This window comes from Pseudonocardia alaniniphila (assembly GCF_022524485.1).
Taxonomy (GTDB): domain Bacteria; phylum Actinomycetota; class Actinomycetes; order Mycobacteriales; family Pseudonocardiaceae; genus Pseudonocardia; species Pseudonocardia alaniniphila.
In genome coordinates this window covers 378352-400230 of the sequence record NZ_JAKXMK010000004.1, presented here as the reverse complement: position 1 = coordinate 400230, position 21879 = coordinate 378352, and the positions used below count along the sequence as shown (strand labels likewise).

Annotated in this window: 15 protein-coding genes; 10 read left to right on the top strand and 5 right to left on the bottom strand. The window is 71.4% G+C overall.

Annotated features, from left to right (window positions below; genetic code table 11):
- Window positions 1–4: 4 nt before the first annotated feature.
- From MMF94_RS06605 to MMF94_RS06590, 4 genes are all read right to left on the bottom strand, one after another.
- On the bottom strand, window positions 5–1411 hold the full coding sequence (locus tag MMF94_RS06605; RefSeq protein WP_241035365.1) for an FAD-binding oxidoreductase: 1407 nt from the start codon (window positions 1409–1411) through the stop codon (window positions 5–7).
- Between the two features lie 113 nt (window positions 1412–1524).
- The gene (locus MMF94_RS06600) at window positions 1525–2463 is read right to left on the bottom strand and encodes an NAD(P)/FAD-dependent oxidoreductase (protein WP_277398664.1); all 939 of its coding nucleotides are present in this window, start codon (window positions 2461–2463) and stop codon (window positions 1525–1527) included.
- Window positions 2464–2548: 85 nt separating this feature from the next.
- A complete protein-coding gene (locus MMF94_RS06595; protein WP_277398658.1) occupies window positions 2549–3508 on the bottom strand; it encodes an o-succinylbenzoate synthase in 960 nt (319 codons plus the stop codon).
- A gap of 64 nt (window positions 3509–3572) precedes the next feature.
- Window positions 3573–5054: a flavin-containing monooxygenase gene (locus MMF94_RS06590; RefSeq protein WP_241035363.1), complete on the bottom strand. Its 1482-nt coding sequence runs from the start codon at window positions 5052–5054 to the stop codon at window positions 3573–3575.
- Between the two features lie 89 nt (window positions 5055–5143).
- Between MMF94_RS06590 and MMF94_RS06585 the strand changes: the two genes are divergently transcribed.
- Window positions 5144–5755: a TetR/AcrR family transcriptional regulator gene (locus tag MMF94_RS06585; protein WP_241035362.1), complete on the top strand. Its 612-nt coding sequence runs from the start codon at window positions 5144–5146 to the stop codon at window positions 5753–5755.
- Window positions 5752–6495 carry a siderophore-interacting protein gene (locus tag MMF94_RS06580; RefSeq protein ID WP_241035361.1) on the top strand — a complete coding sequence of 248 codons (744 nt, stop codon included), beginning with the start codon at window positions 5752–5754 and terminating at the stop codon, window positions 6493–6495. Before MMF94_RS06585 ends, MMF94_RS06580 begins: the two co-directional genes overlap by 4 nt.
- Before the next feature lie 49 nt (window positions 6496–6544).
- On the opposite strand, the gene MMF94_RS06575 is transcribed toward MMF94_RS06580, so the two are convergent.
- Entirely contained in the window at window positions 6545–7234 is a 690-nt protein-coding gene (locus tag MMF94_RS06575) for a DUF2461 family protein (protein ID WP_241035360.1), read from the bottom strand.
- Between the two features lie 143 nt (window positions 7235–7377).
- Here MMF94_RS06575 and MMF94_RS06570 point away from each other — a divergent pair, with 143 nt between their 5' ends.
- The 8 genes from MMF94_RS06570 to MMF94_RS06535 all read left to right on the top strand — a co-directional run bounded on the left by MMF94_RS06570 (window position 7378) and on the right by MMF94_RS06535 (window position 21818).
- Window positions 7378–8109 carry a response regulator transcription factor gene (locus MMF94_RS06570; RefSeq protein WP_379660279.1) on the top strand — a complete coding sequence of 244 codons (732 nt, stop codon included), beginning with the start codon at window positions 7378–7380 and terminating at the stop codon, window positions 8107–8109.
- Window positions 8106–9683 (top strand): sensor histidine kinase, encoded by a 1578-nt coding sequence (locus MMF94_RS06565; protein ID WP_241035359.1) that lies wholly within the window; start codon window positions 8106–8108, stop codon window positions 9681–9683. Before MMF94_RS06570 ends, MMF94_RS06565 begins: the two co-directional genes overlap by 4 nt.
- Window positions 9684–9804: 121 nt before the next feature.
- On the top strand, window positions 9805–11802 hold the full coding sequence (locus tag MMF94_RS06560; protein WP_241035358.1) for an ArnT family glycosyltransferase: 1998 nt from the start codon (window positions 9805–9807) through the stop codon (window positions 11800–11802).
- A complete protein-coding gene (locus MMF94_RS06555; protein ID WP_379660278.1) occupies window positions 11799–13748 on the top strand; it encodes a glycosyltransferase family 39 protein in 1950 nt (649 codons plus the stop codon). The genes MMF94_RS06560 and MMF94_RS06555 overlap by 4 nt, the downstream gene beginning before the upstream one ends.
- A gap of 205 nt (window positions 13749–13953) precedes the next feature.
- Complete coding sequence (locus MMF94_RS06550; protein WP_241035357.1) at window positions 13954–15213, top strand: bifunctional glycosyltransferase family 2/GtrA family protein; 1260 nt, start codon at window positions 13954–13956, stop codon at window positions 15211–15213.
- Window positions 15210–17099 carry a glycosyltransferase family 39 protein gene (locus MMF94_RS06545; protein ID WP_241035356.1) on the top strand — a complete coding sequence of 630 codons (1890 nt, stop codon included), beginning with the start codon at window positions 15210–15212 and terminating at the stop codon, window positions 17097–17099. Before MMF94_RS06550 ends, MMF94_RS06545 begins: the two co-directional genes overlap by 4 nt.
- Window positions 17100–17457: 358 nt before the next feature.
- Entirely contained in the window at window positions 17458–19332 is a 1875-nt protein-coding gene (locus MMF94_RS06540) for a glycosyltransferase family 39 protein (RefSeq protein WP_241035355.1), read from the top strand.
- A gap of 611 nt (window positions 19333–19943) precedes the next feature.
- On the top strand, window positions 19944–21818 hold the full coding sequence (locus MMF94_RS06535) for a glycosyltransferase family 39 protein (RefSeq protein ID WP_241035354.1): 1875 nt from the start codon (window positions 19944–19946) through the stop codon (window positions 21816–21818).
- The last annotated feature ends 61 nt before the right edge of the window (window positions 21819–21879 follow it).

The following is a 21879-nucleotide window of genomic DNA, read 5'->3' as shown; positions in this document are numbered from 1 at the left end:
CGGGTCACCCGACCACCTTGCCCGGGTTGAGAATCCCTTGCGGATCCAGGGCCGCCTTGACCGCCCGCTGCATCGCGACGACGTGCGGGCCGAGCTCGCGGCGCATCCCGGCCAGCTTCAACAGCCCGACCCCGTGCTCACCGGTCACCGTGCCGCCGAGCTCGAGCGCGGCGTCGATGATGTCCTCGAACGCCGCCTGGGCCCGCTTCTTGGCGGCCTCGTCGCCATGCGGGGTGAGCATCAGCGGGTGCAGGTTGCCGTCGCCCGCATGCGCGACGGTGGCGATGAACGTCTCGTGCCGCGCCCCGATCTCGTCGATGCGGCGGAGCATCTCGGCGAGCCGGCCCCGAGGCATGCAGACGTCCTCCGTGAGCATCGCCTGGCCGAGCTGCTCCAGCGCGGGGTACGCGAGCCTGCGCGCGTCGAACAGCGCCTCCGCCTCGACCGGGTCGGTGGACAGCATCGCCTCACGCGCCCCGGCCGCCACGAACTCGGCGTGGATCGCCTCCGCCTCCTGCAGCGCCCCGGGCTCGGGGAGATCGGTCTGCGCGAGCAGGAGCGCGGCCGCGTTGTCGGGGAGCCCGGCGTTCTTCCACTTGTTCACCGCTTGCAGGCAGAACCGGTCGATCAACTCGAACGCCGCGGGATGCAGACCGCGCGCCGTGACCCGGGAGACGGCGTCACCCGCGGCGGCGAGATCGTCGAAGAACCCCACGACCGTCCGCGGCGGGCTCGTACGCAGCGGGCGCAGCCGCACCGTGACCTCGGTGATCACCCCGAGCGTTCCTTCGGAGCCGACCATCAGCCCGGCCAGGTCGTATCCGGCCACGCCCTTGGCAGTGCGCCGCCCCAGACGCACGACCTCGCCCGCAGCGGTGACGACCTCCAACGCGAGTACGTAGTCACGTGTGACCCCGTACTTCACGCAACACAAACCGCCCGCGTTGGTGGCGACGTTGCCCCCGATCGTCGACCACGGGGAGCTCGCGGGGTCGGGCGGATACCAGAGACCGTGCTCGGCGACCGCCGCGCGCAGGTCGTTGTTGACCACCCCGGGCTGCACCACGGCGAGCCGCTCGTCCGCGTTGATCTCCAGGACCTCGCGCATCCGCTCGGTGGACAGCACCACACAGCCGTCCACCGCGTTCGCGCCACCCGAGAGACCCGTGCCTGCACCGCGCGGGACGAGAGGTCGGCCGGCCCGCGCGCACGCGGCGACCACCGCCGCGACCTCCTCCGTGCTGCGCGGCCGCACCAGCGCCGCCGCCCGCCCGTACGGTGCCCACTCCGCCTCGTCGTGCTGATAGGCATCCACGACAGCGGCGTCGGTGACGATGCGGTCGGCGGGCAACGCCGCGAACAGGTCGGCGACGAGCGGATCGGGCGGAGCGGAGGCATCCGAAACGGCCATGGCGTGACGCTAGCCAACCCTGCGTGGAAACGCGCCTCCCGGAGCCGATCAACGGCGAGAGCGGCGGGAGATCGGCGCCTGCCGGACGGCCCGTGATCCGGCCGATCTCCGGATCAGCTCCGGTGAGCGCCGAGGCGCGCCGCCACCGCTCGGCCCAGCAACGTCCCGGATCGCCAGGCCGTCTCCACCCGCGAGCTGCCCCAGCTGTCCCCGGCGAGCGCGATTCCGTCGTCACCGAGGTGGAACGGACGGTCGCGATCGGCGGCGGGAGCGGCGTGACGCCATTGGTGGGCGACGGTCCACAACGGCGGCGTGCGGACGTCCAGCAACTCCCGGATGGCCTCGACCGCCGGACCGACGGCACCGGCGGGATCCGCCTCGTGCGCGCGGGCGACGTCGGCGGTGGTGTGCGCGACGAGCACCGGAGCCCCGTCACCGCGCCGGTCGCCGTCGTCGGCGATCAGGGACAGCACCGGATGATCGTTGACGAACGCGGCGCTCATCTCGGGCCATTCCCGCGACGACCAGCCGGCCACGACGGTGATCACCGGCCGCCACTCGCGACCGACCAGTTCCGCGGTGGCGGACGAGGCAGGGTCCACGAGGCGCAACGCCTCCGGGTCGGGCATCGCGAGCACCACGACGTCGGCGGGTGTGCCGTCCACCTCGGGTCCGTGCCCGACGTGACGGATCTCGTGCCCCAACTCGATGGTCAGCCCCGCCGCCAGATCCGCCACGAGGCTCGCCAGGCCTCCCGGTGCGGCCCAGCGCATCGGTCCGGGCGAGCGGCCGCGGCGTCCGTCGCCCAGCACGGCGAGCTCGGACGTCCACGGCCGCGCGAGCCCTGCCGCCCGCCAGCGCTCGACGACCTCGGCGAACTCCGCGTCCCGCACGGTGAAGTAGGCCGCACCCATGTCGACGGGCCGCCCGTGGATCACCCGGCCGCCCATCCGCCCCCCAACGGCCCCGGAGCGCTCCAGCACCCGCACAGGCACACCGGCCGCACTGAGCGCATGACCGCAAGCAACGCCAGCAATCCCAGCCCCGACCACAAGAACGCCCACACCCACCCTCTCCTCTCCCACCCCATCCGCACTTGGGAGCCGTAGTGATGTCAGCGGGGCCCGAACAGCAGCTCTACGGCTCCACAACGCCCTTGAGGGCTGATACGCGCGTTAGGCGGGCTTGCCACCATTTCGCGCGGTCCCGGGGTGCTGCTACCGCGGCTCGGTTCACCGGCTCGGGGGCCTTGCGGGGGACTGCTAGCCAGCCCTCCTTCGGCACCAGCGGGGTGGCCACCACGTCGGCCGTGAGCAGCGCGCCGGTGCCGAACCCGCAGGCGAGGTCCAGGTCGGGCAGGGCACCGGCCAACGCGAGCTCCGCCGCCAGCCCGACGCTCGTCTCCAGCGCGGACGAGACCACGCACGGCAGCCCGCACGCCTCCGCTACGGCGAGCGCACGGCGTACCCCGCCGAGGGGAGCGCATTTCAGCACGGCGATGTCGGCCGCGCCGGCGACCGCCACCCGCAGCGGGTCCTCAGCACGGCGGATCGACTCGTCAGCAGCGATCCGCACGTCGACCTGACGGCGCACCGCGGCGAGCTCCTCGATCGTCCGGCACGGCTGCTCGACGTACTGCAGCCCGCCCGCCGCACGGTCCAGGGCCCGGATGGCGACGACGGCCTCGTCGACGTCCCAGCGCGCGTTGGCGTCCACACGCACCGCACCGCCGTGGCCGAGTGCGTCGCGGACAGCGGCCACGCGCTCCAGGTCGTCCGGCAGCGAGCCGGGCGCGTCGGCGACCTTGACCTTCGCTGTGGAGCAGCCCGACGCCCGGACGATCTCCTGTGCGCGCTCCGGCCCGACGGCCGGGACGATGCAGTTCACCGGCACCCGGTCGCGGACGGGCTCCGGCCAGCCCTCGTCAGCGGCCTCGACGGCGGCGGCGAGCCACGCTGCCGACTCGGCGTCGTCGTACTCGGCGAACGGGCAGAACTCGCCCCAGCCCGCGGGCCCGTGCAGCAACATCCCCTCCCGCACGGTGATGCCGCGGAACCGGGCGGTCATGGGGATGGCGTACACGGCGGGATCGAGCACGGCTCCGACCCTAAGCCCGGCGCCGCGGCGGCCCTCCCGGGCGCGAAGCGGGCGGCTCACGGCGTCAGGTCAGCAGTTCGTGGTCGGACGGGTGGACCTTGCGGGTGCGGCGGCGGAAGGCGAACGTGTGCCGCGGCCAGAGCACGCGGTTCTTTCCGTGCGCGTCGAGGTACCAGCTGGCGCACCCGCCCTCCGTCCACACGGAGCCTGCGAACCTGCGCTGGACCGTGGCGTTGAAGCCGTCCTGCCGGTCGCGGCGGGTGTCGATGGCCACCGCGGCGTTCTCGTCCAGGAGCCGCAAAGCGTCGAGCAGGTAGTTCAGCTGCGACTCGATCATGTAGATCATCGATGTGTGACCGAGGCCGGTGTTGGGACCGGTCATCGTGAAGAGGTTGGGGAAACCGGACACCGTGGTGCCCAGGAACCCCTCGCGGCCGCTGCGCCAGACGTCGGCGAGTTCCAGCCCGTCGCGGCCGACGATGCGGACCGAGCTCCCGAGGCCGTCGGCAACCTTGAACCCGGTGCCGAAGACGATCGTGTCGACCTCGTGCTCGACGCCGTCGGCCGTGACGACGGCGGTGGGCGTGACCCGCACGACCTTCTCCGTGACGAGCTCGACGTTGGGCCTGGTCAAGGCCGGGTAGTAGTCGCTGGAGAGCAGGATGCGCTTGCAGCCGATGGTGAAGTCCGGCGTGAGCTTGGCCTCTAGGTCGGGGCGGTCGGCGAACGTCCGCGCGAGGTAGGCGCGAGCGAACTTCTCGACCAGCGCCATCCGCTTCGGCTTGAGGAAGCCAGTGAGCAGGCTCTCGTTGCGCGCGTAGATGAGTGCCCGCGAGAGCTTCTGGACGGCGGGCGCGGCCCGATAGATGCGCTGCCACAGCGGGCGCACCTGCCGGTCGGGCTTCGGCAGCACCCACGGCGCGGTGCGCTGGAAGAGCGTGAGCCCTGCGACCTGCGGCTGGATGGCCGGCACGAACTGGGCGGCGCTCGCGCCCGTGCCGATCACGGCGACGCGCTTGCCGCGCAGGTCGTGGTCGTGGTCCCAGCGTGCGGAGTGGAAGGTCGTGCCGGCGAACCCGTCGAGCCCGGGGATGTCGGGCATCGACGGCTCGTGCAGTGCGCCCGTGCCCCAGACCAGCACACGGGCGGTGAGGCTGCTGCCGTCCGCCAGCCGCACGGTCCAGTGTCGGCCGCTCCACTCCGCGGCGACGACCGTGGCGCGGAACCGGATGCGCGCGCGCAGGCCGAACCGCTCGGCGATGTCTTCGAGGTAGGCCCGGATCTCGGGCTGCCGCGCGTAGAGGCGGCTCCAGCCGGGGTTGGGGGCGAAGGAGAACGAGTACAGATGCGACTGGACGTCGCACGCGCAGCCCGGATACGTGTTGTCGCGCCAGGTGCCGCCGAGGCTCTCGCCCTTCTCCAGGACGATGAAGTCGTTGCGGCCCGTCTGCGCGAGCCGGACGGCGGCGCCGAGGCCGGCGAACCCGCTGCCGACGATGGCGACGTCCACGGCCTCACCGGCGACGTCCGGGGTGGGCTGGCTCATCCCCGCTCCTCCCGTAGTGGGTACTCGGGCGAAGTTACCACGGGTAAGTTACTGGCGGTAGGTTTCAGTTGCCTGCGATAGTGGACCCCGTGGACCCCAGCAGGCCCCGCCGCCGGGTGAGCCGCGCCGAGCGCGAGCGGCAGATCCTGGACGCGGCCGTGGCGGTGTTCGGCGAACGCGGTTACCAGGCGGCATCCATGGATGTGGTGGCCGAGCGGGTGGGCGTGACGAAGCCCGTGCTGTACGCCCACTTCGGCTCCAAGGAAGGCCTGCTGCTCGCGTGTATCGCCCGGGCCCGCGCCGAGCTGCTCGAGGTGACCACGGCGGCTGCGGCGTCGGCGCACGGGCCGGAGGAGATGCTGCGGCGCGGCACCCTGGCGTTCTTCGAGTACCTGGAGCGACGCGAGCCGGCATGGACCCTTCTCTACTCGGAGTCGACCGTGGCGGGCGAGGCCCTCGAAGGCATCAGAGCCCAGCAGACGGATTTCATCGCCGCCCTGCTCGCCGCCCAGGCGCCCGACGCCGAACCGCAGCGGCTGGCCGGGTGGGCGCAGGTGATCGTCGGAGCGTGCGAGCGGCTCGCGCTGTGGCGCGGGAGCGAGCGGACGGTCACCAGCGAGCAGGCGACGGGGTACCTGATGGACCTGGTCTGGACGGGCCTGTCCGCCGTGGGGAGCACACCGGCACAATCGTCTCGATGACGACGACGGCACCCCGGCTGCTGCAGGTGCAGCGCAGCGAGCGGATCACCCCGCGGATGGTCCGCGTGACCCTCGCCGGATCGGAGCTCGCCGGATTCGCCGGCGAGGGACCCGACCGCCGCATCAAGATGTTCTTCCCCGTGCCGGGGCAGGACCGGCCGGCGGTGCCACGGGCGACGTCGGGCGGACCGGTGTGGCCTGCCGGGGAGCCCCGGCCGGTGATCCGCACCTACACCGTGCGGCGCTTCGACGCCGGTGTGGGCGAACTGGACGTCGACTTCGTGCTGCACGAGGGCCACGGACCCGCCGCCGCGTGGGCACGGGAGGCGAGCCCGGGCTCGTGGGTGGGTGTGTCGGAGCCCGGCGGCCGCTACGAGCCGGACCCTGCGGCGGACTACCACCTGGTGATCGGCGACGAGACGGCTCTCCCGGCGGTGGCCACCGTGCTGGACGCCCTGCCCGCCGGGGTGCCGGCCATCGCCTTCCTGGAGGTGGCCGACGCCGGCGAGGAGCAGCAGCTGCCGGGAGCGGCCACGGTGCGGTGGGTGCACCGCGGCGACCGCGAGCCCGGCAGCCCGCTCAGCGAGGTGGTGCAGGCCGCGCAGTTCCCCACCGGCGCCGGGCAGGCATGGCTCTCCGGTGAGTCGGCCTGCGTGCGCGACCTGCGCAAGCACCTGCTCGACGAGCGCGGCCTGGACCGGCGCCGCGTCTACGCCACGGGCTACTGGCGCGCCCGCTGACCCTTTCCGGCGCCGGTCAGCAGATGAACTGCAGTCGTCGAGACGGAGGTCAGGACGGCAGCGGCACCACCGGCGTTTCGGTCGCCTGCCGAGGTCGCTGCACCGGCTCGGCGGCGCCCACGTGCGCATCGAGCCAGGCGAGGACCGGGGAGGCCGAGCGCCATGTGGCACGTACCCACTCCAGCGGTTGGCGCGTGGCGAGCCACTCGCCCGCGGGCCGGGAACACGTGAGCTGCAAGCCGCGCCTGCGCAGCAGCGCGATGCGGGGGTGCTCGGCGCCGAAGCCGCGCGGTGTCCCGGTGAGCGGGCGTCCCGGATCGGGCACGAGAGCGTCGAGCCCGGCGAGCAGTGCGGTGAGCTCCTCCCCCGCCGGCCCGTCGACCGCTGCCCGGTACCGCCGGAGCTGACCGGTGTCGAACGACCAGTGGCCCGCTGTGACCGACAGCGCCGACGCCGACAGCACCACGGCGAGAGCCGACCCCCCGGAGGTGGTGGTCACCCCGCCGGTATCGGTGCGGTACGGCGGGGCGTCGGGCCGGAACCGCCTGTTGACGGCAGGCCGCAGCACACGCACCGGCCCGAACTCGGGGGCCAGCTCGGCGGCGAGGGCCAGCATCGGCGCCTGCACCGCTGCGGCGTGGCGGTGGCGCTGCGCGGTCCAGAACTCGCGATTGTTGTCGGCGGCGATCTCGGCCAGGAACACCGTGGCATCGGCGGGCCATCCCTCGAACACGTCCATCTCGTTCCCCTCGGGTACGGTCGGCTGCACTTGATCGATGGGCACTTGGACGACGCGGTGAGTCCGGCGGTTCCACAGCGGGCGCACAGGTTTCGCTCATCGACGGCACAGTCCTGCGCGCGACGCTGGTTAGCATGTCGACGATGAGGGACCAGGCCACGGCGTTGCGGCGGGCCGATGGCAGCCCGATCCGGATCCTGGTCGTCGACGATGAGGCCTCCTTGTCCGATCTGCTGTCGATGGCTCTGCGGTACGAGGGATGGGACGTGCGCGCCGCGGCCGACGGCACGTCGGCCGTCCGGGCCGCGCGGGAGTTCCGGCCCGACGCCGTCGTCCTCGACGTGATGCTGCCCGATTTCGACGGCCTCGAGGTGTTGCGCCGCATGCGTGCGGAGACCCCCGACGTCCCCGTGCTGTTCCTCACCGCCAAGGACGCCGTGGAGGACCGGATCGCCGGGCTCACGGCGGGCGGCGACGACTACGTCACGAAGCCGTTCAGCCTGGAGGAGCTGGTCGCCCGGCTGCGCGGGCTGCTGCGCCGCTCCGGCATGGCTGCGGCCCGGCAAGGCTCCGAGCTCATCGTGGGCGACCTCGTGCTGGACGAGGACAGCCACGAGGTGCGCCGGGGCGATGCCCCCGTGGAGCTGACGGCCACCGAGTTCGAGCTGCTGCGATACCTCATGCGCAACCCCAAGCGCGTGCTGTCCAAGGGGCAGATACTCGACAGGGTGTGGAACTACGACTTCGGCGGCCAGTCCAACGTCGTCGAGCTGTACGTCTCCTACCTGCGCAAGAAGATCGACGCCGGCCGTACACCCATGATCCACACCGTCCGGGGCGCGGGCTACGTGCTCAAACCGGCGGCCGGGGGGTGAGGAGCCGCTCGCTGCGGACGCGACTCGTCGCGACGCTGCTGCTGCTTCTCGCCGTCGCGTCGGCCGTGGTCGCACTGGTCACGGCCCTGACGCTGCGCGGCTTCCTGCTCAGCCGGCTCGACGGCGACCTGCGCGTGTCGAGCCGCGTGCTCGCCCGCATCGACTCGGACTCGACGCTGCTGCCCCCGCTCGACGCCGAGGAGCGGCCCGGACTGCGCCCTGCCGACAGCCTGAGCGCCGTCCTGCGGCACGGCCAGGTCCTCTCCGCGTGGGTGTTCACCCGCGACGGCGGGGTGCAGCCGGTGTCGCCCCAGGAATACCCGGACCTGGCCGCTGTCCCCGTGGACCACGCACCGCTCAGCGCCGATCTCGGCCCGCTGGGCGTCTACCGTCTCGTGGCGTTGCCGGGTGGGAGCGGCGACGTGATCGTCACCGGGTTCACCGAACGCACTGTGCAGGACACGGTGGCCCGGCTCGTCACCACCGAGCTGATCGTCGCCGCGGTGACGCTGCTGGGCGCGGGTCTCACCGGCGCCGTCCTCGTGCGGCGGGAGCTGGAACCGCTGGAACGGGTGGCGGCCACCGCGGCGCGGGTCAGCACGCTCCAACTGGACCGCGGTGAGGTCTCGCTGGTGGAGCGGGTGCCCGACACCGACCCGCACACCGAGGTGGGCCAGGTCGGGGCGGCCCTGAACCACATGCTCGACCACGTCGGCGCGGCGCTGGAGGCCCGCCAGGACAGCGAGACGCGGCTGCGCCAGTTCGTCGCCGACGCGAGCCACGAGCTACGCACCCCGCTCGCCGCGATCCGCGGCTACGCGGAGCTGAGCAGGCGAGGGGAGCTACCGGCCGACGCCGAATACGCACTCGTGCGGATCTCCGCCCAATCCGAGCGGATGACCACCCTCGTCGAGGACCTCCTCCTGCTCGCCCGGCTCGACGCGGGCCGGCCGCTCGAGCGCCGCGAGGTCGACCTGACGCGGCTCGTCGTCGACGCGGTGAGCGATGCGCACGCCGCAGGCCCCGGGCATCGCTGGCAGCTCGATCTCCCCGAGGAGCCGGTGACCGTGCCCGGCGATGCGCTGCGGCTGGCCCAGGTGCTCGCCAACCTGCTCGCCAACGCGCGCACGCACACGCCGCAGGGCACCACGGTGACCGTCGCCCTCGCCGTGGAGTCCGCCGGCGCCCGGCTGGAGGTCGTGGACGACGGGCCGGGCATCGCGCCCGAGTTGCTGCCCCACGTGTTCGAGCGGTTCGCGCGCGGCTCCACGTCGAGGTCGCGGGCGAACGGCAGCAGCGGGCTGGGGCTCGCGATCGTCGACGCCGTGGTGGCCGCGCACGGGGGTTCGGTGCGGGTCGCCAGCGTCCCGGGCCGTAGCGCGTTCATCGTGCGCCTGCCGAGCGTCGCGCCCGAGCAGACGGTGCCGCTGCGCGTCGTACACAGCGGCATGTCACCGTCCGACCCTCCTGCGGACGGCGTGTGCACGGTTGCCACAGACCGCGCGGGCACCACCGCTGCCCCGGCAGAGGCCGCGGGCGATGTCGCGTCGGTGCCGCACCCGCCCCGCCCCTGAGCTCCTCGTCAGGAGCGCCCGCGTCCCGTTCGGGTGATCATGGGGGCGTCGTCCGGAATCACAGCCGCAGCACAGGCATCCCATTGGGATGGCACAGGCCGAATCTCCAGCCTCGGCACATATGACCACCACGCTTCCGGCCACGGCCGACCCGCCACTCATCGGGCAGCCGCGCCGTACCTCGTCGCGCGCCCGGCGGGGCGCGGTGGTCGTCCTGCTCGCGGCCACCGCGGTGCTGTATCTGTGGGGGCTCTCGGCCTCGGGCTGGGCCAACGCGTTCTACTCCGCGGCCGCGCAGGCCGGCGGCGTGAGCTGGAAGGCGTGGTTCTTCGGATCCTCGGACGCCGCCAACTCGATCACGGTGGACAAGACGCCTGCGGCGTTGTGGGTCACCGGCCTGTCGGTGCGCCTCTTCGGGCTGAGCAGCTGGAGCATCCTCGTCCCGCAGGCGTTGGAGGGCGTGGCCACGGTCGGCCTGCTGTACGCCTCGGTGCGGCGCACCGCAGGCACTGCGGCCGGGTTGCTGGCCGGTGCGGCGCTCGCGCTCACCCCGGCCGCCGTGCTGATGTTCCGCTTCAACAACCCCGACGCGCTGCTCACACTCCTGCTCGTCGCGGCGGCCTACGGCACGCTGCGCGCCGTCGAGTCGGGCCGGACGCGGTGGCTCGTGCTCGCCGGCGCGCTGATCGGGCTCGGGTTCCTCACCAAGATGCTGCAGGCGTTCCTGGTGGTGCCCGCGTTCGCGGCGGCGTGGCTGCTGGCAGCGCCGGTCACCGTCGGACGCAGGGTGCGCGACCTCGCGCTCGCCACCGTGGCCCTGGTGGTGGCGGCGGGCTGGTGGGTGCTGGTCGTCGAGCTGTGGCCCGCGGACTCGCGGCCCTTCATCGGCGGCTCGCAGACCAACAGCGTGCTCGAGTTGGTGTTCGGCTACAACGGCTTCGGCCGGTTGACCGGCAACGAGGTCGGCAGCGTCGGCGGTGGGGCGGGCGGGCGGACGGGCGGCTGGGGCGAGACCGGCCTCACGCGCTTGTTCGACACGGAGCTGGGCGGGCAGGCGTCGTGGTTGCTGCCGGCGGCACTGGTGCTGCTCGTCGTGCTGCTGTGGTCGACGCGCCGGGCCCCGCGCACCGGTCGGCTGCGGGCGGCCACGGTGGTCTGGGGCGGGTGGCTGCTCGTGACCGCCGCGGTGTTCAGCCTGATGGCGGGGATCTTCCACCCCTACTACCTGGTCGCGCTGGCGCCCGCGATCGCCGCCCTCGTCGGCATCGGGGCGGTGACGCTGTGGCGGCGCCGGGCCGCGGTCTCGTCGCGGGTGCTCCTGGCCGTGCTCGTCGCGTTGACGGCCGGATGGGCGTTCGTGCTGCTGGGACGGACCCCGCAGTGGCAGCCCTGGCTCGCGCCCGCGGTGCTCGTCGCGGGCGTGGTCGGCGTGGTGGGGCTGCTGGTCGTGCACCGCCTGCCGTACGGGCCGGCCGCGGTGGTCGCGGTCGTGGCCGTGGTGGCCTCGTTCGCCGGCACCAGTGGATTCGCGCTGGCCACGGCGGCCGTCCCGCACACCGGAGCGATCCCGTCCGCGGGACCCCAGCGGTCCGCTTTCGCGTTGTCCGGCCTGCGACTGCCCGGGCTGCACGGGTTCGGCGGGAAGAACGGGGCCGATCACCCGGCCCGGCCCGGACCGCGCCGGTCAGGGCTCGGCGCCGGACAGGCACGCCAGGGTCTTCTCGGCGGCGGGTTCGGCGGTCTCGCCACGCTCCTCGACTCCCCCGCGGTGTCGCCGGACGTCGACGCGCTCCTCGAGCGCGATGCCGCTGACTACACGTGGGTTGCCGCCGCTGTCGGCTCCAACAGCGCCGCCGGCTACCAGCTGGCCACCGGTTCGCCCGTGATGGCCGTCGGCGGGTTCAACGGCACGGATCCCTCCCCCACGCTCGAACGGTTCCAGCAGCTCGTGGCGGACGGGCGGGTGCACTGGTTCGTCGGCGGCGCGGGACCGGACGACACCGCGAGCGGTGGGAGCGACGAGGCCATCCGGATCGCGAGCTGGGTCGCGTCGAACTTCACCCCGGTCACGGTCGACGGCCGGACGCTCTACGACCTGACGAAGCCGGTGGCGCCGTGACCGCCACCCTCGCTCCGAGCGGTCCGCCGCCCGTCACGGCCCTGCCGCCGCCCCGGCGTCGGCACGAGCGCCTCGAACTGGTCGTGCTGCTCGCCGCTACCGCGGTGCTGTACCTGTGGGACCTGAGCGCGTCCGGATTCGCCAACGGCTTCTACGCCGCGGCCGTTCAGTCGATGACCCGCAGCTGGAAGGCGTTCTTCTTCGCCTCGTTCGACGCGGGCAACGTCATCACCGTCGACAAGCCACCGGCGTCGCTCTGGGTGATGGCGCTGTCGGGCCGGATCTTCGGGTTCTCCTCGTGGAGCATGCTCGTGCCGGAGGCGCTGATGGGCGTCGCCACGGTCGCCCTGCTCTACGCCGCGGTGCGCAGGGTCAGCGGACCCGACGCCGGGCTCCTCGCCGGCGCCGCCATGGCACTGACGCCCGTCGCCGTGCTGATGTTCCGGTTCAACAACCCCGACGCCCTGCTCGTGCTGCTGATCGTGGCCGCCGGCTACGCCACCGTCCGTGCGGTCGAGGCCGCCTCCACGCGGTGGTTGCTGCTCGCCGGGGTGCTCATCGGCTTCGCTTTCCTGGCCAAGATGGGGCAGGCGCTGATCGTGGTGCCCGCGCTCGCACTGGCATATCTCGTAGCGGCGCCGACGGGGTTCTGGCGCCGGGTCCGCCAGCTCGTCGCCGCGGGGTTCGCCCTCGTCGTGGCGGCGGGCTGGTGGGTGGCCACCGTGGATCTGTGGCCCGCCGCGGACCGTCCGTACATCGGCGGCTCGACGACCAACAGCGTGCTCGAGCTCGCACTCGGCTACAACGGGCTCGGCCGGATCTTCGGTCACATCGGCATGCCCCACCCATCCGGCGGGGGTGCAGAGGCGCACCACCCGGCCGAGGTCCCGCACGAGGCGATGCCGCCACATCCAGCCCCCACGGGTGGCTTCCCTGGCTTCGGTGGCGGGCCCGGTCTCACGCGCATGTTCGGCACCGAAGTGGCCTCGCAGGTCTCGTGGCTGCTGCCGGCCGCGCTCGCGCTCCTCGTGATCGGGCTGTGGTCGACACGGCAGGCCCCTCGCGTCGACCGCACCCGAGCGTCGCTCCTGCTGTGGGGAACGTGGACGGTCGTGTCAGCGCTCGTCTTCAGCCTGGCATCGGGGATCTTCCACTCCTACTACACCCTGGCGCTGGCTCCGGGGATCGCAGGACTTGTCGGCATCGGCGGCTACGAGCTGTGGCGCCACCGGGCAACGTGGGCCGGCCGAGTCGCAGCGGCGCTGCTCGTCGGCGGCACGGCGGTGTGGTCGGTGGTGGTGCTCGACCGCTCCGCGGAGTTCCTGCCGTGGCTGCGCTGGGTGGTGGCGGTCGTCGGCGTACTCGCCGTATTCGCACTGCTGGTGCGGCCGGGCGGGCGGCGTCTCGGCGCGGTCACCGCCCTCCTGGTGGTGCTCACGGGTGGCCTCGCTCCTGCCGCCTACGCCGTGCAGACCGCGACGACTCCGCACACCGGCAGCACGCCGAACGCCGGACCGCCCACCGGTGCGGCGAGCCTGTTCCTCGATCAGCTCCGGCGACATGCCGGCTCGCTCCCGTTGGGGGTGGCGGCTCTGGTCGGCGGACCCGATCCACAGATCGCTCCCGATCTCGTCGCCCTCCTGCGGCACGCGGGGACGACGTGGTCGGCGGCCGCGGTCGGCGCCCAGGCCGCCGCGCCTCTCACCCTGGCCAGCGGTACCTCGGTGATGTCCGTCGGCGGGTTCTACGGCTCGGATCCCGCTCCCACCCTCGCGCAGTTCCAGGGCTACGTCGCCGCTGGACGGGTGCACTACTTCTTCGTGGGCAACCGGGGCCGTTCCGGTGGGCAGGAGCGGTCCCCGATCGCCCGGTGGGTGGAGGATTCCTTCACCCCCGTCGACGTCGGCGGACAGACGCTCTACGACCTGACCCGGCCGGTGCACTGATCGCCCGCCGAGGGGGATGTCGATCCCTTGGCGACAAGGTTCGCCCCGGCGACAGTCCACGACGGACCATGCCTGACCTCGCGAAACGGGCGGACCGGCGAGGTTGCTGTCGCATGAGCAGCATCACAGCCGGAGGGGCCTACGCACAGCCCGCGCACAGGATCGGCACAACGGCGGGACAGCGACCCCACCAACGATCGCCCATATGAGCGTCGCCAGCGCCCCGCATATCGCCCCCGCCGGCCGGTCTCTCCCTCCTGTGCTCGACGTTGTCGTCCCCGTCTACAACGAGGAAAAAGATCTGGCCCTATCGGTACACCGCCTGCACAGCCACCTCAGCGAACACTTTCCCTTCTCGTTCCGGATCACGATCGCCGACAACGCGAGCACCGATGCGACGCCGCGCATCGCGGCCGAGCTCGCCTCCGAGCTGACCGGCGTGACCGCGATGACAATGGTGCAGAAGGGCCGTGGCCGAGCGCTGCAGGCGGCCTGGTCGAGGTCGGACGCGCAGGTGCTCGCCTACTGCGACGTCGACCTGTCGACGGACCTGGCGGCAATGCTGCCGCTGGTGGCGCCGCTGATCTCCGGACACTCCGACCTGGCGATCGGTACACGCCTCGGTCACGGCTCCCGCGTGGTGCGCGGGGCCAAACGGGAGTTCATCTCCCGCGCCTACAACATCCTGCTGCACGGGGCGCTGGCCGTCCGTTTCTCCGACGCTCAGTGCGGCTTCAAGGCCATCAGGGCCGACGTCGCAGAGCGGCTGCTGCCGCTCGTGGAGGACACCGGCTGGTTCTTCGACACGGAGCTGCTCGTGCTGGCGGAGCGCAGCGGCCTGCGTATCCACGAGGTGCCCGTCGACTGGGTGGACGACCCGGACAGCCGGGTGGACATCGTCAAGACCGCCGTGGCAGACCTCAAAGGTGTGGTCCGGGTCGGCCGGGCGCTCGCCACGGGCAAGCTCCCGGTGCAGGAGCTGCGCGGCCAGCTCGGCCGGGGCGCACTCACCGGGCCGGAGGTCGCCGGCGTTCCGCGGGGGCTGCCGGGCCAGCTGATCCGGTTCGCGGCGATCGGCGTGGTCAGCACGCTCGCCTACCTCATCCTGTACGCGTTGATGCGCGGCCCGCTCGGCGCCTTCAACGCCAACCTGGTGGCGCTCGTCGTCACGGCCATCGGGAACACCGCCGCGAACCGCAGGGTCACGTTCGGGGTGCGTGGCGGGGCGGCGGCTGCGGCCCACCACTTCCAGGGCCTCGTCGTGTTCGGCCTCGGGCTCGCCCTCACCACGGCGGCACTGGCTGCGCTGAAGGAGTGGGCACCGGAAGCGGGCAGGGTCATGGAGCTGATCGTGCTCGTCGCCGCGAACGCGGTTGCGACGATCCTGCGCTTCATCGCGTTCCGGTCGTGGATCTTCCGACCGCGCCGGACGGTCGCCGCGGGCCCCCAGGAGGCCCGTCCATGACCGCAGCCGTCGCAGAGAGGCTGCCCCGGGTCGGCGCGCTGCCGCTCCAGATCCGGCACGAGCGACTCGCGCTGGGCCTGCTGCTGGCCGGCACCGCCGCGCTGTATGTCTCCGACCTGGGCGCGTCGGGCTACTCGAACGACTACTACTCCGCGGCCGTGCAGTCGATGACCCGCAGCTGGAAGGCGTTCCTCTTCGGGTCCTTCGACACCGGCAACATCCTCACCACCGACAAGCCGCCCGCCTCGCTCTGGCTGATGACGCTCTCGGCGCGGATCTTCGGGCTCTCCTCCTGGAGCTTGCTCGTGCCGATCGCCCTCACGGGAGTCGCCACGGTCGCCCTGCTCTACGCCGCGGTCCGGCGGGTGAGCGGGCCGCACGCCGCGCTGCTGGCCGGCACGGTCATGGCGCTGACCCCCGTCGCCGTGCTCATGTTCCGGATCAACAACCCCGACGCGCTGGTCACACTGATGGTGGTGGCCGCGGCCTACGCCACCGTCCGGGCGATCGAGGCCGCTTCGACGTGGTGGCTACTGCTCGCGGGGCTGCTCGTCGGCTTCGGCTTCCTGGCCAAGATGGGCCAGGCCTTCGTCGTGGTGCCCGGGCTCGCGCTGGCCTACCTCGTGGCGGCACCCACCGGTTGGGTGCGCCGCATCCGGCAGCTCGTCGGCTCAGGGATCGCCATCGTCGTGGGAGCGGGATGGTGGGTGGCGATCACCGAGCTGTGGCCCGCCGGCGACCGCCCCTACATCAGCGGCACGGCGACCAACAGCGTGCTCGAGCTCGCACTCGGTTACAACGGGCTCGGCCGCCTCCTCGGCGACTCCAAGCACGGCACCAGCGGCGGCGAACGTGGAGGCGGCTTCGCCAGCGATCCCGGGCTCCTCCGCATGTTCAGCGACGAGGTGGGCTCGCAGGTGGCGTGGCTGCTGCCCGCCGCACTGATCCTGCTGCTCGTCGGGCTCTGGCTGACCCGGCGCGCGCCCCGCACCGACCGCCTCCGCGCGTCCCTCCTGCTCTGGGGCGCCTGGACGATCGTGACGGCAGCGGTCTTCAGCCTCGCCGCAGGGGACTTCCACGCCTACTACACGGTGACGCTCGCCCCTGGAGTCGCGGGACTGGTCGGGATGGGCGGGTACGAGCTGTGGAAGCACCGGGCAACGCTGCGTGGCCGGGCGGCCCTCGCGCTGATCGTGGCCCTGACGGCGCTGTGGGCGGTGGTGTTGCTCCACCGGTCCCCGGACTTCCTGCCGTGGCTGTCCTGGGCCGTGGCGCTCGTCGGCCTGCTCGCCGTGGTCACGCTCCTGGCCAAGCCCGCCACACGACATTGGGCAACGATCACCGCCACCCTGGTGATGCTCACGGGGCTGCTCGCACCGGCTGCCTACGCCGTCGACACCGTGACCACACCGCAGACCGGCGGCAAGCCGAGCGCCGGCCCGGAGATCCACCACGGCGGGAAGGACGACGCCGACCCCCAGCCCAAGAAGTTCGAGATCTCCGCACCGGGAGGTGACGCGGAGCTGACCACCCCGCAGCTGGGCCTCGACCCGGCGGTCGTCACGCTGCTGCAGCAGGCGGGGACGAAGTGGTCGGCGGCGACCGTGGGCGGCCGCGACGCCGCCGTGCCTGCCTTGGCCAGCAGAACGCCGGTGATGTGCATCGGAGGGTTCAGCGGCACCGACCCGGCTCCCACCCTCGACCAGTTCCAGGGCTTCGTCGCCGCACGTGAGGTGCGCTATTTCATCCTTCCGGAGCCCAGTCGGCGTTTCAAGTCTCCGATCACGAAGTGGGTGCAGGCCAACTACTCCGACTCCGTGGTCGGCGGCCAGACGCTTTACGACCTGACCCGGCCTACGCAACCACAGCCCGGGCCTGCCCGCTGACCTGAACATAGGCCTCGAACCTCCCCATGCCGCGAATTTATGGCAATACGGCAGACGTGACGAACTCACTAAATCTCGCGTCGGGTGAGCGTCGAGGATTTCGCCGACCCTGAGTCATGGGTGAGCGGCGCCGAGGTCTTCCGCCCGCCCTGCTCAAGATTGACTTCGACAATTCGAATGGCTACCCGACAACGGCACCGATCCCATAGGATCGATAGAAGATACACAGCCAGCCCGCGGGTATCGCTCCGAAATTCGCCGCAAACGCACTGGCAACGATCCTGTGGTTCGCCACGTTCCGTTCATGGATCTTCCGCCCGAGGCGCTCCGGCACCCCCGACGCTCAGGAGATCAACCTGTGACTGCAACCGTCGCCGAGAGCCCGCGGATCAGCGCGCTGCCGCAGATCCGGCGCGATCGTCTCGCGCTGGGTGTGCTGCTCGCGGCCACCGCCACGCTGTACGTGTCCGATGTCGGCGCTTCCCGCTACTCGAACACGTACTACTCCGCGGCCGTGTGGTCGATGACGCAGAACTGGAAGGCCTTCTTCTTCGGTTCGTTCGACATCGGCAACGTCTCGACCACGGACAAGACCCCGGGCTCTCTGTGGTTGATGGCGTTGTCGAGCCGGATCTTCGGATTCTCCCCGTGGAGCATGCTCGTCCCGATCGCACTGACCGGCGTGGCGACCGTCGCTCTGGTCTACGCCGCCGTGCGGCGGATCAGCGGGCCGAAAGCCGCCCTGCTCGCAGGTGCCGTGATGGCGCTGACGCCCGTGGCCGTCCTGATGTTCCGGATGAACAACCCCGACGCGCTCGCCACCCTGCTCATGGTGGGCGCGGGCTACGCCACCATCCGCGCGATCGAGTCGGCATCCTCGCGCTGGCTGCTCCTCGCCGGACTGCTGATCGGCTTCGGGTTCCTGACCAAGATGGGCCAGGCCTTCCTGGTCGTCCCCGCACTCGCGCTGGCCTACCTCGTCACAGCCCCGACCACCGTGTGGCGCCGCATCGGGCAAGTCGTCGCGTCCGGCGTCGCCATCGTGGTGGCGGCCGGATGGTGGGTGGCGATCGTCGAACTGTGGCCCAAGGACGACCGCCCCTATATCGGTGCCTCGCAGAAGAACAGCGTGCTCGAGCTCGCGCTCGACTACAACGGCGTCGGCCGGCTCGTCGGCGACGACAAGCACGGCACCACCGGCGGGATGCGAGGGGGCGGCTTCGCCAGCACCCCCGGCATCAGTCGCATGTTCAGCGACGAAGTCGGGTCACAGGTGGCGTGGCTGCTGCCCGCCGCACTGATCCTCCTGCTGATCGGACTCTGGCTGACCCGCCGCGCCCCGCGCACCGACCGCATCCGCGCGTCCTTGCTGATGTGGGGTGTCTGGACGCTCGTGACGGGGGTGGTCCTCAGCTATGTCGCGGGTGACTTCCACTCCTACATCACGGTGACGCTCGTCCCCGGCATCGCGGCGCTGGTCGGCATCGGCGGCCACGAACTGTGGAAGCACCGGGCGACGCAGAGGGGCCGGATCGCGCTCGCGGTGACCGTGGCGGTCACGGCGGCCTGGTCGGTGGTGCTGCTCGAGCGCTCACCGAACTTCCTGCCGTGGTTGCACTGGTTGGTGGCACTCGTCGGTGCGCTCACCGTGGTGGCACTGCTGGCCCGGCCGGCCGTACGGCGCTGGGGGGCGGTCACCATCACCCTGGCGACGCTCACCGGCCTGCTCGGACCGTTCGCCTACGCCATCGACACCGCGGTGACGCCGCACGCCGAAAAGCCGAGCGCCGGCCCCAAGGTCGACTACGGCATGAAGGACGACGACGACGAACAGCCCGCCGACTTCGATCCCTCCGCTCCGTCGGGCACGGACGCGCTGTTCACCCCGTTGCTGGGATTCCAGCCCGAGTTCGTCACGAGGCTGCAACAGGCGGGGACGGAATGGTCGGCGGCGACAGTGGGCTGCCGCGATGCCGCGGTTCCCGCGCTGGCGAGCCTCACCTCAGTGATGTGCATCGCCGGGTTCAACGGCAACGACCCGGCGCCCACGCTGGAACAGTTCCAGGACTACATCGCCGCGCGTCAGGTGCACTACTTCATCCTCCCGGAGCCCAGTCGGCGTTTCAAATCTCCGATCACGAAGTGGGTGCAGGCCAACTACCCGGGCTCCGTGGTCGGCGGGCAGATGCTTTATGACCTGACCCGGCCTCCGCAACCGCAGCCCCAGGCCTGACCGCTGCCGTGCTCGTAGGCTTCGGGCCGCGCTGATCCGGCTCGGATCGATGGCCGGGCCGGGTTTCCCGTTCCGAGAATTGACGGCTGGACGAAGTCACCGGAGGTGCACGGCCTCCAGGCCTGGGGAGCGCCGGCGCTCCAACCGCCGTGCTTTCACGATTTCATTCTACTACTATTACTACTACTGGCAGCTCCTTCCATTTCCATGTCGCTCCATCCCACAACCAGCGTGAGCGCCGCGACGGAGACCTGCAACGATTTCGGAGCGCCGCGCCTGCTTTGCCAGGAACACGGTTCGGAGAGTGGACAACAGACTGCCACGGGATTCGAATGGCTACCCGACGACGTACCGATCCCGTACGCTCAGCACACGCACACGGCTGGTCCGTGGGTATCTGCCCGAAATCGAAGCCCTCGAACCGATCTGCACGATGTACGACGGGACGGAAAGCCACCTGCTTCATCCCATTGATGGCGTTGCCACGGGGCCACGCTGATCGCCCCCATCCCCACAAACGCACTGGCAATGATCCTGTGGTCCGTCACGTTCCGTTCGTGGATCTTCCGCCCGAGGCGCTCCGGCACCCCCGACGCTCAGGAGATCAACCTGTGACTGCAACCGTCGCCGAGAGCCCGCGGATCAGCGCGCTGCCGCAGATCCGGCGCGATCGCCTCGCGTTGAGCGTTCTACTCGTCACCACCGCTGCCCTCTACGTGTCCGATCTCGGCGCCTCTCGCTACTCGAACACGTACTACTCGGGGGCCGTCTGGTCGATGACGCAGAACTGGAAGGCCTTCTTCTTCGGTTCGTTCGACACCGGCAACATCACGACCACGGACAAGCCACCGGGCTCGCTCTGGTTGATGGTGTTGTCGAGCCGGATCTTCGGTTTCTCGCCGTGGAGCATGCTCGTCCCGATCGCACTGACCGGCGTAGCCACGGTCGCTGTCGTCTACGCCACCGTGCGGCGGGTCAGCGGACCCGACGCCGCCCTGCTCGCGGGCGCGGTGATGGCGCTGACGCCCGTGGCCGTGCTGATGTTCCGGATGAACAACCCCGACGCGCTCACCACCCTGCTCATGGTCGGCGCGGCCTACACCACCGTCCGCGCAATCGAGTCCGCATCCACCCGCTGGCTGCTCCTCGCTGGAGTGCTGCTCGGCTTCGGGTTCCTGACCAAGATGGGCCAGGCCTTCATGGTCGTGCCCGCGCTCGCGCTGGCCTACCTCGTGGCGGCTCCGACCGGCCTGTGGCGCCGCATCGGCCAGCTCCTCGCCTCGGGCGTCGCCATCGTGGTGGCAGGCGGATGGTGGGTGGCGACCGTCGAGCTGTGGCCCAGCGACGACCGTCCCTACATCGGCGGCTCGGCGGACAACAGCGTGCTCGACCTCGCACTCGACTACAACGGCGTCGGCCGGCTCGTCGGCGACGACAAGCATGTCGTCACCGGCGCGACGCCGGGTGGCGGCTTCGCCAGCACTCCCGGCATCGGTCGCATGTTCAGCGACGAAGTCGGGTCACAGGTGGCGTGGCTACTGCCCGCAGCACTGATCCTGCTGCTGATCGGACTCTGGCTGACCCGCCGCGCCCCACGCACCGACCGCATCCGCGCGTCTGTCCTGATGTGGGGCGCCTGGACACTCGTCACGGGGTTGATCCTCAGCTTCGTCGCGGGGGACTTCCACTCCTACATCACCGTGACGCTCGTCCCCGGCATCGCCGGACTGGTCGGCATCGGCGGACGCGAGCTGTGGAAACTCCGAGAGACACAGCACGGCCGCATCGCGCTCTCCGTGATCGTGGCACTGACGACGGCCTGGTCGGTGGTGCTGCTCGAACGCTCACCGAACTTCCTGCCATGGCTGCGCTGGCTGGTGATCTCGTTCGGGGTGATCTCCGTGATCGCCCTGCTGGCCCGGCCCGCCGGACGGCATCGGGAAACCACGGCCGTCGCCCTCATCATGCTCACCGCGCTGCTCGCGCCGTTCGCCTACGCCATCGACACCGCGGCGACACCGCACGGCAGCAAGCCGCTCGCCGGCCCGCCCGCCGACCACGGCGTGAAGGACGACGACTCCGACGAGCCCGCAGACTTCGATCCCTCGTCCCCATCGGGCGACTCCGCGCTGTTCACCCCACAGCTGGGATTCGACCCCGCGTTCATCACCCTGCTGCAGCAGGCGGGAACGAAATGGTCCGCCGCGACCGTGGGCTGCCGAGATGCCGCGGTTCCCTCACTGGCGAGCCTCACCCCTGTGATGTGCATCGGGGGGTTCAACGGCAACGACCCGGCGCCGACACTCGAGCAGTTCCAACAGTTCAGCGCAACACGCCAGGTGCACTACTTCGTCCTCCCGGAGCCCAGTCACCGTTCCAAATCTCCGGTCACGAAGTGGGTGCAGGCCAACTACCTCGGCTCGGATGTCGGCGGCCAGATGGTCTACGACCTGACCGTGCCCGCGTCACCGCAACCCCAGCGCTGAATGCACGGACGCATGGATCACGTCGCTGAGCGCTGCGGGGTCACACCTACCGCTGGGAGAC

Coding starts and splice junctions, on each gene's coding strand:
- MMF94_RS06560 (WP_241035358.1), top strand. CDS start 9,805: ATGACCACCACGCTTCCGGCCACGGCCGACCCGCCACTCATCGGGCAG.
- MMF94_RS06605 (WP_241035365.1), bottom strand. CDS start 1,411: ATGGCCGTTTCGGATGCCTCCGCTCCGCCCGATCCGCTCGTCGCCGAC.
- MMF94_RS06545 (WP_241035356.1), top strand. CDS start 15,210: ATGACCGCAGCCGTCGCAGAGAGGCTGCCCCGGGTCGGCGCGCTGCCG.
- MMF94_RS06580 (WP_241035361.1), top strand. CDS start 5,752: ATGACGACGACGGCACCCCGGCTGCTGCAGGTGCAGCGCAGCGAGCGG.
- MMF94_RS06590 (WP_241035363.1), bottom strand. CDS start 5,054: ATGAGCCAGCCCACCCCGGACGTCGCCGGTGAGGCCGTGGACGTCGCC.
- MMF94_RS06550 (WP_241035357.1), top strand. CDS start 13,954: ATGAGCGTCGCCAGCGCCCCGCATATCGCCCCCGCCGGCCGGTCTCTC.
- MMF94_RS06570 (WP_379660279.1), top strand. CDS start 7,378: ATGAGGGACCAGGCCACGGCGTTGCGGCGGGCCGATGGCAGCCCGATC.
- MMF94_RS06575 (WP_241035360.1), bottom strand. CDS start 7,234: ATGGACGTGTTCGAGGGATGGCCCGCCGATGCCACGGTGTTCCTGGCC.